The sequence below is a fragment of the Proteus sp. FME41 genome (genome assembly GCF_014897315.1).
Classification (GTDB): domain Bacteria; phylum Pseudomonadota; class Gammaproteobacteria; order Enterobacterales; family Enterobacteriaceae; genus Proteus.
Genome location: NZ_JABUYL010000010.1, coordinates 92,480 through 105,613, shown reverse-complemented (window position 1 = coordinate 105,613; position 13,134 = coordinate 92,480). Strand labels below are relative to the sequence as shown.

Annotated in this window: 10 protein-coding genes; 9 read left to right on the top strand and 1 reads right to left on the bottom strand. The window is 42.0% G+C overall.

The window, feature by feature from the left end:
* Positions 1 to 117: 117 nt before the first annotated feature.
* The gene (locus tag INT04_RS10945; RefSeq protein WP_193016169.1) at positions 118 to 1,332 is read right to left on the bottom strand and encodes a pyridoxal phosphate-dependent aminotransferase; all 1,215 of its coding nucleotides are present in this window, start codon (positions 1,330 to 1,332) and stop codon (positions 118 to 120) included.
* 834 nt (positions 1,333 to 2,166) lie between these two features.
* Here INT04_RS10945 and hexA point away from each other — a divergent pair.
* The 9 genes from hexA to nuoI all read left to right on the top strand — a co-directional run bounded on the left by hexA (position 2,167) and on the right by nuoI (position 13,127).
* Complete coding sequence (gene hexA / locus INT04_RS10940; RefSeq protein WP_193016168.1) at positions 2,167 to 3,081, top strand: transcriptional regulator HexA; 915 nt, start codon at positions 2,167 to 2,169, stop codon at positions 3,079 to 3,081.
* A gap of 799 nt (positions 3,082 to 3,880) precedes the next feature.
* A complete protein-coding gene (locus tag INT04_RS10935) occupies positions 3,881 to 4,333 on the top strand; it encodes an NADH-quinone oxidoreductase subunit A (RefSeq protein ID WP_036912633.1) in 453 nt (150 codons plus the stop codon).
* A gap of 17 nt (positions 4,334 to 4,350) precedes the next feature.
* Entirely contained in the window at positions 4,351 to 5,025 is a 675-nt protein-coding gene (locus INT04_RS10930) for a NuoB/complex I 20 kDa subunit family protein (protein WP_193016167.1), read from the top strand.
* A gap of 76 nt (positions 5,026 to 5,101) precedes the next feature.
* Positions 5,102 to 6,898 carry an NADH-quinone oxidoreductase subunit C/D gene (nuoC, locus tag INT04_RS10925; RefSeq protein ID WP_193016166.1) on the top strand — a complete coding sequence of 599 codons (1,797 nt, stop codon included), beginning with the start codon at positions 5,102 to 5,104 and terminating at the stop codon, positions 6,896 to 6,898.
* Positions 6,899 to 6,900: 2 nt separating this feature from the next.
* Positions 6,901 to 7,446 (top strand): NADH-quinone oxidoreductase subunit NuoE, encoded by a 546-nt coding sequence (nuoE, locus tag INT04_RS10920; protein ID WP_193016165.1) that lies wholly within the window; start codon positions 6,901 to 6,903, stop codon positions 7,444 to 7,446.
* Positions 7,443 to 8,807, top strand: coding sequence for an NADH-quinone oxidoreductase subunit NuoF (gene nuoF, locus INT04_RS10915; RefSeq protein WP_193016164.1), 1,365 nt, complete (start codon positions 7,443 to 7,445; stop codon positions 8,805 to 8,807). Before nuoE ends, nuoF begins: the two co-directional genes overlap by 4 nt.
* 62 nt (positions 8,808 to 8,869) lie before the next feature.
* Complete coding sequence (gene nuoG, locus INT04_RS10910) at positions 8,870 to 11,593, top strand: NADH-quinone oxidoreductase subunit NuoG (protein WP_193016163.1); 2,724 nt, start codon at positions 8,870 to 8,872, stop codon at positions 11,591 to 11,593.
* Positions 11,593 to 12,570: an NADH-quinone oxidoreductase subunit NuoH gene (gene nuoH / locus INT04_RS10905; protein WP_193016162.1), complete on the top strand. Its 978-nt coding sequence runs from the start codon at positions 11,593 to 11,595 to the stop codon at positions 12,568 to 12,570. The genes nuoG and nuoH overlap by 1 nt, the downstream gene beginning before the upstream one ends.
* A gap of 14 nt (positions 12,571 to 12,584) precedes the next feature.
* Positions 12,585 to 13,127, top strand: a complete 543-nt coding sequence (gene nuoI / locus INT04_RS10900) for an NADH-quinone oxidoreductase subunit NuoI (RefSeq protein WP_193016161.1) — start codon at positions 12,585 to 12,587, stop codon at positions 13,125 to 13,127.
* Positions 13,128 to 13,134: the final 7 nt, after the last annotated feature.

The window sequence follows — 13,134 nt, the reverse complement described above, 5'->3', positions numbered from 1 at the left end:
ATTGAAGACATTATTGTGAGTGGATACAACGCAGATGTAAACGCTAATAAAAAAGAAAATAAAAAAACGCAATATAACGAGTTGTTATACTGCGTTTTATTTTAATTTAGCTTATTTTTATTGGTGATAACCCACAATAAAACGACCAAATTTCTGGATTGCCATATCTAAATCATCTTCACGTGGAAGGGTAACGATACGGAAGTGATCTGGGTATGGCCAGTTAAAGGCAGTACCCTGTACCAGTAATACTTTTTCTTGCAGTAACAAATCGAGGATCATTTTTTGATCGTCTTTAATACTGTAACGGTTTAAGTCAATTTTAGGGAACATATACAATGCGCCCATTGGCTTAACGCAAGAAACTCCTGGAATTTGGTTGATTAACTCCCAAGCACGGTTACGTTGTTCGTATAAGCGTCCACCTGGTAGGATAAATTCACTAATACTTTGGTAGCCACCTAACGCCGTTTGAATCGCATGTTGCATAGGAACGTTAGCGCATAAACGCATCGACGCTAACATATTCAAGCCTTCAATATAGCTTTTAGCGTGTTTTTTAGGGCCATTTAATACCATCCAACCTTGGCGGAAACCGGCAACACGGTAGGTTTTTGATAGCCCGTTGAATGTTACTGTTAATAAATCGGGTGCCATCGCGGCAATAGAGTGATGCTCTGCATCGTCATACAAAATTTTATCGTAGATTTCATCAGCAAAAATAATCAGATCATGTTGACGAGCAATCTCAACGATTTCCATCAAAATTTCTTTGCTATATACCGCACCTGTTGGATTGTTTGGATTGATAATCACAATACCACGAGTATTTTTTGTAATTTTACTGCGAATATCATCTAAATCAGGAAACCAACCTTGTTGCTCATCACACATATAATGAACGGCATTTCCCCCAGAAAGAGAAACTGCTGCCGTCCATAAAGGGTAATCAGGAGCAGGTACAAGCATTTCATCACCATTATTTAATAAGGCTTGCATTGCTTGTACGATTAATTCAGAAACACCATTACCAATATAGATATCTTCAACGGTGATATCACGCATATCACGGGCTTGATAATGCTGCATGATGGCTTTACGCGCAGAAAACAGTCCTTTGGAATCACTATAGCCCTGAGAACTTGGGAGATTACGAATAACATCAACTAAAATTTCATCAGGAGCTTCAAAACCAAAAGGGGCTGGGTTACCAATATTGAGTTTTAAAACTTTATTACCTTCTTCTTCCAGACGTTTTGCTTCTTGCAAAACCGGACCTCTAATGTCGTAACAGACATGTTCGAGTTTGTTTGATTTTTTTATCTGATTCATAGCGCGTTTACCTAATAGGGTCTGACTTGTATCTATATAGCGATTAATAGCTATCTATATAGAAGATACAAATGAAAAGTCTGTCCCAGCAAAATGACTGTTCTACCACTCTACTCTTACGTTACAAACTTTTGAAGATGTTGAGTAATTTTTGGTGTAAAAGGTCGGTTTATTCTCGGAATGTTATTTTGATGACTGATTATATTGCTTAGTTTGGTGTTATGTTTCAGTTCTGTTTGATATTCTAGAGTATTATTTTGGTGAAAAGGGGCTTTTTAGTGTGGAAACAAGAAAAAAGTGACGGTAATACACAGGTAGACAAAATGTTGCATAATCAATTATTGAATAATTTTATTGGATTTGTATTATCTGCCTTAATATATTAAATTTTCAAATAATATGGTTAAATCTACTTTACTCTATAGCAATCAATTGGTTTAAGTATAAATTAAATTTAAATCTTAAATTTAGTTTATAGGGGAAGATACTTAAATCAGAATGCATAGTTAAGATAATTTAAATTATTTTCAAAATGTTAAAATTTATGTACAAGAAAGCAAGATAGTATGATCCAAGTCTAACTTGTGATGACGGTATACAGTTCTTTCTTGTGAATGATTGAAATGATAATAAAATTTAATTTGTTACAAAAAGATGCAATTCCTTTCTATCTAGGAGGTGTAAACGATAAGAAACAAATGTAAAGTATTCGGTATGTCTTTGCTCCCTTTTTCAGAGTAGAGTACTGTCTAAATCGGAAGTCTTTTTTAGACTTTTGATAAAAAACACCAGGTATATGTAATTTAAAAATCAAAAATAAGTGAAGAATAAACAATGATTAATGCAAATCGTCCGATAATGAATCTCGACCTCGATCTGCTTAGAACGTTTGTCGCTGTAGCAGATTTGAACACTTTCGCAGCCGCTGCTGCTGTATGTCGAACCCAATCTGCCGTTAGTCAGCAGATGCAACGTTTAGAGCAATTGGTGGGGAGAGAGCTTTTCGCCCGTCATGGTCGTAATAAACTTCTTACAGAGCATGGCCTTCAATTATTAGGTTATGCGCGTCAAATTCTGCGTGCGAATGATGATGCAACTGCATCATTAACGTATAGCGATGCAGAAGGGGAGCTACGTATTGGCGCTTCTGATGACTCTGTTGATACTTTATTACCATTTTTATTAAACCGTATCGCGTCAGTGTATCCTCGTTTAGCTGTTGATGTCCGCATTAAGCGTTCACAATTTATTGAAACGATGCTAGATAATCACGAAATTGATTTAGCATTAACAACGGCTCGTATTGGTCATCACCCGCGTACTGCATTACGTACAGCGCCCGTTTTATGGCATTGTGCGCCAGATTTCCAATTACAGTTAAATGAACCAATACCATTAGTGGTTATGGATGAAACTAACCCGTTCCGTCAATTAGCAACAAATACGCTAGATGACGCAGGTATTCAATGGCGTATAGCGTATGAAGCAGCCTCTTTATCTGCTGTTCGTGCTGCTGTAAATGCAGAAGTGGGGATTACAGCCCGCCCACTTGAAATGCAAAATGCCGATTTACGTATTTTAAGTGAAAGCGAAGGTTTACCTCGTTTACCTGAAACACAATATTGGCTATATCGTAATTCTGATGAACAAAATGAAGCGGTGTTAACAGTCTTCAATGCGATTGAAAACAAGAAAACACCTTATACAGTCACTGCACCTGAAGATATTAGCTCTACTGAGCTTGAATAATCACATTAATAATTGTGTGAATTTTTAGACGTAAAACGCAAAAATTAAAGATTAAAAAAACAGTCAAATAAGACTGAGCAGTGATGAATAATAATAAGCGGGAATAGATGCAATTGAGCGCATTTATTTCCGTTTTTTTATGATTAAAAGAGAGGGTAATAACATTATGTTAATGTTTATGTTGGTTTATGTATTCATCTTTGTGACATTTCACTCTATCACTCGCCCAATAGCATGTTAATAAAATGTTCACCTTCTCCCTTGGTTAATCAGTTGTAGGATTTGTTAACAAATAAAAAGATTGTCTAGGTTTTAAGAGAATAAAATCACAAATCAAAATGGATATTTGACCTCCTCCACAATATTAGAAAGTTAATTTGTTAAAATTTGGATAAATTTTAAACTGATTAAGTATTTTTTCGACTATTTTGTGAGTTTGATCAAAAAAATAAGGCACATTAGCCTGTGTTGAGTCAGGTTTTTCCTGAGATACTGGTGTAGTAAAATCGAATTATCGGTTAGACTAAGCGTGTTAGCAAAAATTTTGTAGGTTGACTGACACGTTTTAGCATTAGCTCATAATTGAGTGTTAAAACTGAGTGTTAAATTTGTTAAATCGCGATAGAAAACTGAGTGATTTGTCGCAAAGTTTTCTAAAAAAGAGGAAAGGTATAAATAGACTGTTATTATTTCTTTAATTAGCAAGTCTGTTTAATTCGCTTTTTTTTCGTAATTAGAAATGTGGTGTAAACCGCCGGATAAGAGTTGGTTAATTGACACCACCTTTGATGAGTAAGCAATGAGTATGTCTACAACCACCGAAGTTATCGCCCATCATTGGGCATTTGCTGTCTTCCTCATAGGCGCATTGGGGTTATGTTCGCTCATGCTGTTGGGTGCCCGCTACTTAGGCGGACGCGCACAGGCAAGGGCAAAGCATGTTCCTTATGAATCTGGTCTTGATTCAGTTGGCAGCGCTCGTCTGCGCATGTCGGCTAAATTCTATTTAGTTGCCATGTTTTTCGTTATTTTCGATGTTGAAGCACTGTTTCTTTATGCCTGGGCTGTTTCCGTTCGTGAAGTTGGCTGGTTAGGCTTTATTGAAGCATCAGTCTTCATCGCTATTTTATTAGCTGGATTATTCTATTTGGTTCGCATAGGCGCATTAGATTGGACGCCTGTTCGCTCTCGCCGTGAAACTGCGAGTAAAAGCCATGTCCGATTAACCAGCGGCAAACATCCGCAGCAGTAATAAGCGAGGCATTAGAAATGGATTATACGCTCACCCGCATAGATCCGAACGGTGAGAATGACCGTTATCCCCTGCAAACACAGGAAATTGTCAGTGACCCATTAGATGCTCACGTTCATCGCAGCGTGTATATGGGGAAACTGGATCATGCATTGCATGATGTTGTGAACTGGGGGCGGAAAAACTCTTTATGGCCATATAACTTTGGTCTTTCTTGTTGTTACGTTGAAATGGTGACGTCATTTACGGCTGTGCATGACGTAGCACGTTTTGGTTCTGAAGTATTACGTGCATCTCCTCGTCAAGCTGACTTTATGGTAGTTGCAGGTACGTGCTTTACTAAAATGGCACCAGTTATTCAACGTTTATACGATCAGATGTTAGAACCTAAATGGGTTATCTCTATGGGTGCATGTGCAAACTCTGGTGGTATGTACGACATCTATTCCGTAGTGCAAGGCGTTGATAAGTTCATTCCAGTTGATGTGTATATTCCTGGATGCCCACCGCGCCCTGAAGCTTATATGCAAGCACTGATGTTATTACAAGAGTCCATTGGTAAAGAACGTCGCCCATTATCATGGGTTGTCGGCGACCAAGGCGTTTACCGTGCCAACATGCAGTCAGAACGAGAAAGAAAACACGGTGAACGTATCGCAGTGAAAAATCTGCGTACTCCTGACGAAATTTAAAGGCTTTTGCCTAAGACGTAACCAGAGCAATGTGTTGCGATCATAGTAACCCTGATCAAAGTTGTGGTGAATAGAAATGACCGATCAGATAGCGCAAAAAGGCGCTCGGCCAGCGTGGGAAACAACCGATCATATTGATGATCAGGTTGTTAATGAACTGCGTCAAAAATTTGGGCCAGATGCGTTTACGTTCCAGCCTACTCGTACTGGCATGCCAGTTGTGTGGGTAAAGCGGGAACAACTCATTGAGGTAATTCTATACCTCAAATCGTTACCAAAACCCTATGTCATGCTGTTTGATATGCATGGTTTTGATGAGCGTCTTCGTACGCATCGTCAAGGCTTGCCTGCAGCTGACTTTTCTGTTTTCTATCATCTGATATCACTCGATCGTAATAAAGATATCATGTTGAAAGTTGCATTAAGTGAAAATGATCTTAATGTTCCGACTATCACCTCTATCTTTCCTAACTCGAATTGGTATGAGCGTGAAGTCTGGGATATGTTTGGGATTGTCTTTAATGGACACCCAAATTTACGCCGTATCATGATGCTTCCTGATTGGGAAGGGCATCCACTGCGTAAAGATTACCCCGCACGTGCGACAGAGTTCGATCCTTATGTGCTGACAAAGCAGAAACAGGATCTGGAAATGGAATCGCTGACATTTAAACCTGAAGAGTGGGGGATGAAACGCGGTACGGAGAATGAGGACTTTATGTTCTTAAACCTCGGCCCTAATCATCCATCATCTCACGGTGCATTCCGTATTATTCTTCAGCTTGATGGCGAGGAAATCGTTGACTGTGTGCCAGACGTGGGGTATCACCACCGTGGTGCTGAAAAAATGGGTGAGCGCCAATCTTGGCACAGCTATATCCCATACACAGACCGAATTGAATACCTTGGCGGATGCGTTAACGAAATGCCTTATGTACTGGCAGTGGAAAAACTTGCCGGTATCGAAGTGCCTGAACGCGTTAAAGTCATTCGTGTCATGCTGTCTGAGCTATTCCGTATCAATAGCCATTTACTGTATATCAGTACTTTTATCCAAGACGTTGGTGCAATGACACCGGTGTTCTTTGCCTTTACTGACCGCCAAAAAGTTTACAACATCGTTGAAGCGATTACTGGATTCCGTATGCACCCAGCATGGTTCCGTATCGGAGGTGTTGCTCACGACTTACCACGTGGTTGGGAACGTTTATTACGTGAATTCTTAGATTGGATGCCAAAACGTCTAGATTCTTACGTAAAAGCGGCATTGGAAAACAGTATCTTAAAAGGTCGTACTATTGGTGTTGCCTCTTATAACTCGAAAGAAGCGTTAGACTGGGGTGTCACAGGTGCAGGCCTTCGTTCAACGGGTGTTGAGTTTGACGTGCGTAAATGGCGTCCATATTCAGGTTATGAAAACTTTGAATTTGAAATTCCTGTCGCAAGTAATGGTGACTGTTATGATCGCGTAATGCTGAAAGTAGAAGAACTACGTCAAAGCTTACGTATTCTAGAGCAGTGCTATAAAAATATGCCTGAAGGGCCATTTAAAGCAGACCATCCACTGACAACGCCTCCACCAAAAGAGCGCACATTACAGCATATCGAAACTATGATTAACCATTTTTTACAGGTTTCATGGGGCCCTGTTATGCCTGCTAATGAATCATTCCAGATGGTTGAAGCCACGAAAGGGATCAACAGCTATTACTTAACCAGTGATGGCAGCACAATGAGCTACCGCACGCGTATTCGTACGCCAAGTTTTGCTCACTTGCAACAAATCCCAGCGGTTATCCGCGGCAGTTTGGTTTCTGACTTGATTGTGTATCTGGGAAGTATTGATTTTGTAATGTCGGATGTGGATCGTTAATCATGCAAAATGAATTAAACCAAAAAGATGATGCTGTGCAGATTGAAATTGTTGATGTCACACATTCAAAGAAAGCGACGTTTGTGTTAACTGAAGAAGAACGTGCTGAAATTGAACAAGAAAAACATCACTATGAAGATCCGCGAGCAGCGTCTATCGAAGCACTGAAAATTGTGCAAAAGAGCCGTGGTTGGGTCGAAGACGGGGCAATCTATGCGATTGCTGATGTTTTGGGGATCCCCGCAAGCGATGTTGAAGGCGTTGCGACGTTCTATAGCCAAATTTTCCGTCAACCCGTAGGTCGTCACATTATTCGTTTTTGTGACAGCGTGGTTTGTCATATTACAGGTTACCAAGGCATTCAGGCAGCAATTGAAAAGCATCTTAGTATCATCCCTGGTCAAACAACGCCAGATGGTCGCTTTACGTTACTGCCAACCTGTTGTTTAGGTAATTGTGATAAAGGTCCTACCATGATGGTAGATGACGATACTCACAGCTTTGTTAAACCTGAAGAGATTGAAACGTTACTGGAGCAGTATCCATGACAGCAATTTCAGGAGCAAAACCGATCATTCGTAGCGCAGAAACGCACCCGCTAACGTGGCGTTTACGTGATGATCGTCAGCCTGTATGGCTGGATGAATACCGTGCTAAAAACGGTTATAAAGCGGCAGAAAAAGCATTGAAAACTATGTCACCGACTGAGGTGACAACGGAAGTGAAAGATGCTGGCTTAAAAGGTCGTGGTGGTGCTGGATTCTCAACAGGCTTGAAATGGAGCTTGATGCCTAAAGATGAAAGCATGAACGTCCGCTATATTCTTTGTAATGCAGATGAAATGGAGCCGGGGACATATAAAGACCGTCTTTTAATGGAAGAACTTCCACATCTGTTAATTGAAGGGATGATTATCGGCGCTCACGCACTGAAAGCTTACCGTGGCTATATTTTCCTTCGTGGCGAATATATCGAAGCAGCGAAGCATTTACGTCATGCAATTGAAGAAGCAAAAGCAGCCGGCTTTCTTGGTAAAAACATCTTCGGTTCTGGTGTTGATTTTGAACTGTTCGTTCATACCGGTGCAGGTCGTTACATCTGTGGTGAAGAAACAGCCCTGATCAACTCACTGGAAGGCCGTCGTGCTAATCCACGCTCTAAACCGCCATTCCCTGCTACATCTGGTTTATGGGGTAAACCAACGTGTGTCAATAACGTTGAAACACTGTGTAATGTGCCCCCGATTATTGAGCACGGCAAAGATTGGTATATCGGCTTAAGTGAAGGCAAAAGCCCAGATGCAGGAACCAAATTAATGGGATTCTCAGGCCGTGTGAAATATCCAGGCTTATGGGAATTACCGTTTGGTACTACCGCGCGTGAAATCCTTGAGGATTATGCGGGAGGAATGCGTGATGGACTTAAACTGAAAGCATGGCAACCGGGTGGTGCAGGTACGGACTTCTTAACCGAAGATCACCTTGATCTGCCGATGGATTTTGGCTCGATTGCTAAAGCGGGTAGTCGTTTAGGTACAGCGCTTGCTATGGCGGTTGATAATGAAATTAATATGGTTTCATTAACCCGTAACTTAGAAGAGTTCTTTTCGCGTGAATCTTGTGGCTGGTGCACACCTTGTCGTGATGGCTTGCCATGGAGTGTCGAAATCTTACGTGCAATAGAAAACGGCAAAGGTCGCCCAGGTGATATCGAAACCCTTGAGCATTTATGTCGCTCTTTAAGTCCAGGACACACATTCTGTGCGCATGCACCGGGTGCTGTAGAGCCTTTACAAAGCGCAATTAAATATTTCCGTGAAGAATTTGAGGCTGGCATTATTCAAGAAGATTATACCAATGCCAACTTAATCAGAGGTATTCAGCCTAACTTGCTGAAAAGCCGCTGGTAGTTTTTCACGACACATTCTAGGTTTAACGCCTGCTGTGCAGGCCTTTGGGAAGCATGCTGACTATGGCTACGATTCATGTAGACGGCAAAGAATATGACGTTAACGGGGCTGATAACCTGTTAGAAGCCTGTCTTAATTTAGGCTTAGATATTCCTTATTTTTGCTGGCACCCAGCGCTTGGTAGCGTTGGCGCTTGCCGCCAGTGTGCGGTTAAGCAGTATCAAAATGCTGAGGATACCCGCGGTCGTTTAGTGATGTCTTGTATGACACCTGCGGCTGATGGCACGTTTATCTCTATCGATGACGAAGAAGCGAAGAAATTCCGCGAGAGCGTTGTTGAATGGTATATGACAAACCATCCTCATGACTGTCCAGTTTGTGAAGAAGGCGGTAACTGCCACCTTCAAGATATGACGGTAATGGCAGGTCACACTATGCGTCGCTATCGTTTTACGAAGCGTACACATAGAAACCAAGATCTGGGACCGTTTATTTCTCACGAAATGAACCGTTGTATTGCTTGTTACCGCTGTGTTCGTTACTACAAAGACTATGCTGATGGTACTGACTTAGGCGTCTTTGGTGCACATAACAACGTTTTCTTTGGACGCGTTGAAGATGGTACATTAGAAAGCGAATTTTCAGGTAACTTGGTTGAAATTTGTCCGACGGGTGTTTTTACAGATAAAACACACTCATCACGTTATAACCGTAAGTGGGATATGCAGTTTGCACCTAGTATTTGCCAAGGTTGTAGCATGGGTTGTAATACAAGCCCTGGTGAACGTTATGGTGAATTACGTCGTATCGAAAACCGTTATAACGGGACGGTGAACCGCTATTTCCTGTGTGACCGTGGTCGTTTTGGTTATGGTTATGTGAATTTATCAAGCAGACCTCGCCAGCCTAAAAAACGTTTAGGCAGTAACTGGTTAGAGATCAATGCGGTTCAAGCAATACAAGCTGCTGCAGATATGCTGAAGAAAAGCCAGCGTATTGTGGGAATTGGTTCACCACGTGCAAGCATCGAAAGTAACTTTGCGTTACGTGAAGTTGTGGGTGCGGAAAACTTCTATAGCGGCATTTCTGCATCAGAGCAGAAACGATTGACGTTAATGCTGGATATTTTACAAAAAGGTGGCGTTCATACTCCGTCCCTGCGTGAAATTGAAGATTACGACGCGGTGTTAGTGTTAGGCGAAGACTTAACACAAACGGGTGCGCGTATGGCATTGTCTGTACGTCAAGCTGTGAAAGGTAAAGCACGCGAAATGGCAGCAGCTCAAAAAGTCGCTGACTGGCAAATTGCGGCGATTATGAATATCGGGCAACGTGCTAAATACCCACTGTTTGTGACACATGTTGATGAAACTCGTCTTGATGATGTTGCTGCGTGGAGCTATCGCGCTCCAGTTATTGATCAAGCTCGTTTAGGGTTTGCGATTGCCAATAATATTAACGGTGATGCACCTGCGGTTGATGGTATTGATGAAACATTGAATAAACATATCGACATGGTTGTTCAAGCCCTTTCTCAAGCGAAAAAACCATTAATTATCAGTGGTAGCCATGCGGGTAGCGAAGACGTTATTAAAGCTGCTGCTAACATTGCGTTTGCATTAAAAGCAAAAGGCAATGAAGTGGGACTTTCTTTCGTTGCTGATGATGCAAACAGCATGGGACTTGCCATGATGAATGCACAACCACTTGATGATGCATTAAAAATGATGCGCAGTGGTCAAGCTGGCACCGTTGTGGTCATGGAAAACGATTTATATCGCCATTATGATGCCGATATTATTGATGATGCCATTGCGAAAGTTGATAACCTGATTGTTATTGACCACCAGCAAACGGACATTATGGCGAAAGCGCATCTTGTTCTTCCTGCGTCTTCGTTCGCTGAAAGCGACGGAACGATGGTAAGCCAAGAGGGCCGAGCACAACGTTACTTCCAAGTTTTCGAACCGTCTTTCTATAATAAAGATATCGTGATGCATGAAAGCTGGCGTTGGTTAAGTGCAGTTGATTCACAGTGGCATGAAAGAACGCTGGATTGGACACAGTTAGACAGTGTCATTGAGCATTGTGCAGCACGTCTTCCTCAGTTTGCAGGCATTGTGGATGCCGCACCGAATGCATCATTCCGTATTCGTGGTCAAAAACTGGCGCGTGAACCGCATCGTTACAGTGGTCGTACTTCTATGTTGGCGAATGTGTCTGTTCATGAACAGCGTCAACCAAAAGATATCGACACACCTTTCGCATTCTCAATGGAAGGTAATAACAGCCCAACAGCACCACGCCAGCAAATTCCATTTGCATGGGCGCCAGGTTGGAACTCACCACAAGCATGGAATAAATTCCAAGCAGAAGTGGGTGGCAGTTTACGCTTTGGTGACCCAGGTGTGCGTTTAATTGAATGTGGTGATAATACATTAGGCTACTTTACTGATATTCCTGCGCCATTTAATGCACAGAAAAATCAGTGGACTGTGGCACCTTGCTACCGTTTATTTGGTAGTGAAGAGTTATCACAACGCGCTGAAGTTATCCAATCTCGTATGGAAACTGCTTATTTAACATTGAGTGAATCTGATGCAACTGCATTGGCATTAACTCAAGGTCAGCAAGCCATGTTTACTTACGAAGGCCGTGAATTCACCTTACCTGTGAAGATCAGTGCTTATCTGACTCAAGGTCAAATAGGCCTGCCGTTAGGTATGGCGGGTATTTCTCCATCGCTGGTGGGTGTATCGGTTCGTCAACTGCGGGGTATTGCATAATGAGCTGGTTATCTCCTGAAGTTATCGAGATTTTACTCACTGTTTTAAAAGCTGTGGTGATTTTACTGGTTGTTGTCACCTGTGGTGCTTTTATGAGTATGGGTGAACGCCGTTTACTGGGCTTATTCCAAAATCGTTATGGGCCTAACCGTGTCGGTTATGCAGGTTCAGCTCAGCTCATTGCGGATATGATCAAAATGTTCTTTAAAGAGGACTGGATCCCGAAATTTGCTGACCGCTTTATCTTTACGATTGCACCCGTGATTGCGTTTTCATCTTTGCTACTGTCTTTTGCCATTGTTCCTGTTAGCTCAACGTGGGTTGTCGCTGACTTAAATATCGGTATTTTGTTCTTCTTGATGGTTGCAGGTATTGCGGTTTATGCCGTGTTATTTGCGGGCTGGTCAAGTAACAACAAATATTCTTTATTAGGTGCAATGCGCGCATCAGCTCAAACCGTGAGTTATGAGGTGTTTTTAGGACTCTCTATCTTAGGGGTTGTTGCTCAAGCAGGCTCTTTTAACCTGACTGATATCGTGAACTCACAAGCCAATGTGTGGAACGTTATTCCTCAATTCTTTGGTTTTATCACATTTGCGATTGCAGGGGTTGCCGTTTGTCACCGTCATCCATTTGACCAACCAGAAGCAGAGCAAGAGCTGGCTGATGGTTATCACATTGAATATTCCGGTATGAAATTCGGTCTGTTCTTTGTTGGTGAATATATCGGGATCGTTGCGGTGTCTGGTCTTATCGTGACGTTATTCTTTGGGGGTTGGCAAGGACCTTTCTTACCATCATTCATTTGGTTTGCACTAAAAACAGGGTTCTTCATGATGATGTTTATCCTTATTCGTGCATCGTTACCGCGTCCGCGTTACGACCAAGTGATGTCTTTTGGTTGGAAAATTTGCTTACCGTTAACACTTATCAATCTGCTGGTAACTGCTGCAGTGATACTTTACAACGCTCAATAAGGGGTGATTGAACCATGACTTTAAAAGAGTTATTGACTGGTTTCGGCACCCAGGTACGAAGCATTTGGATGATAGGCTTACATGCCTTCGCCAAACGCGAAACACAGATGTACCCGGAAGAACCTGTCAATGTTGCACCACGTTACCGTGGACGTATTGTGTTGACGCGCGATCCCGATGGTGAAGAGCGCTGTGTTGCTTGTAACTTGTGTGCAGCAGTCTGTCCAGTAGGCTGTATTTCATTACAGAAAGCAGAACATGAAGATGGTCGTTGGTATCCGGAGTTTTTCCGCATCAACTTTTCGCGCTGTATCTTCTGCGGTTTATGTGAAGAAGCTTGTCCAACGACGGCATTACAATTAACGCCTGATTTCGAAATGGGTGAGTTTAAGCGTCAGGATCTGGTTTATGAAAAAGACGATTTGTTAATTTCAGGGCCCGGCAAATATCCTGAATATAACTTTTACCATAAAACAGGTATGGCGATTAACGGCAAAGATAAAGGTGAAGCGGATGATGAAGCTAAACCTATCGATGTCAAAAGCCTGTTACCGTAAGGAGCGA

Coding starts and splice junctions, on each gene's coding strand:
- INT04_RS10945 (WP_193016169.1), bottom strand. CDS start 1,332: ATGAATCAGATAAAAAAATCAAACAAACTCGAACATGTCTGTTACGAC.
- hexA (WP_193016168.1), top strand. CDS start 2,167: ATGATTAATGCAAATCGTCCGATAATGAATCTCGACCTCGATCTGCTT.
- INT04_RS10935 (WP_036912633.1), top strand. CDS start 3,881: ATGAGTATGTCTACAACCACCGAAGTTATCGCCCATCATTGGGCATTT.
- INT04_RS10930 (WP_193016167.1), top strand. CDS start 4,351: ATGGATTATACGCTCACCCGCATAGATCCGAACGGTGAGAATGACCGT.
- nuoC (WP_193016166.1), top strand. CDS start 5,102: ATGACCGATCAGATAGCGCAAAAAGGCGCTCGGCCAGCGTGGGAAACA.
- nuoE (WP_193016165.1), top strand. CDS start 6,901: ATGCAAAATGAATTAAACCAAAAAGATGATGCTGTGCAGATTGAAATT.
- nuoF (WP_193016164.1), top strand. CDS start 7,443: ATGACAGCAATTTCAGGAGCAAAACCGATCATTCGTAGCGCAGAAACG.
- nuoG (WP_193016163.1), top strand. CDS start 8,870: ATGGCTACGATTCATGTAGACGGCAAAGAATATGACGTTAACGGGGCT.
- nuoH (WP_193016162.1), top strand. CDS start 11,593: ATGAGCTGGTTATCTCCTGAAGTTATCGAGATTTTACTCACTGTTTTA.
- nuoI (WP_193016161.1), top strand. CDS start 12,585: ATGACTTTAAAAGAGTTATTGACTGGTTTCGGCACCCAGGTACGAAGC.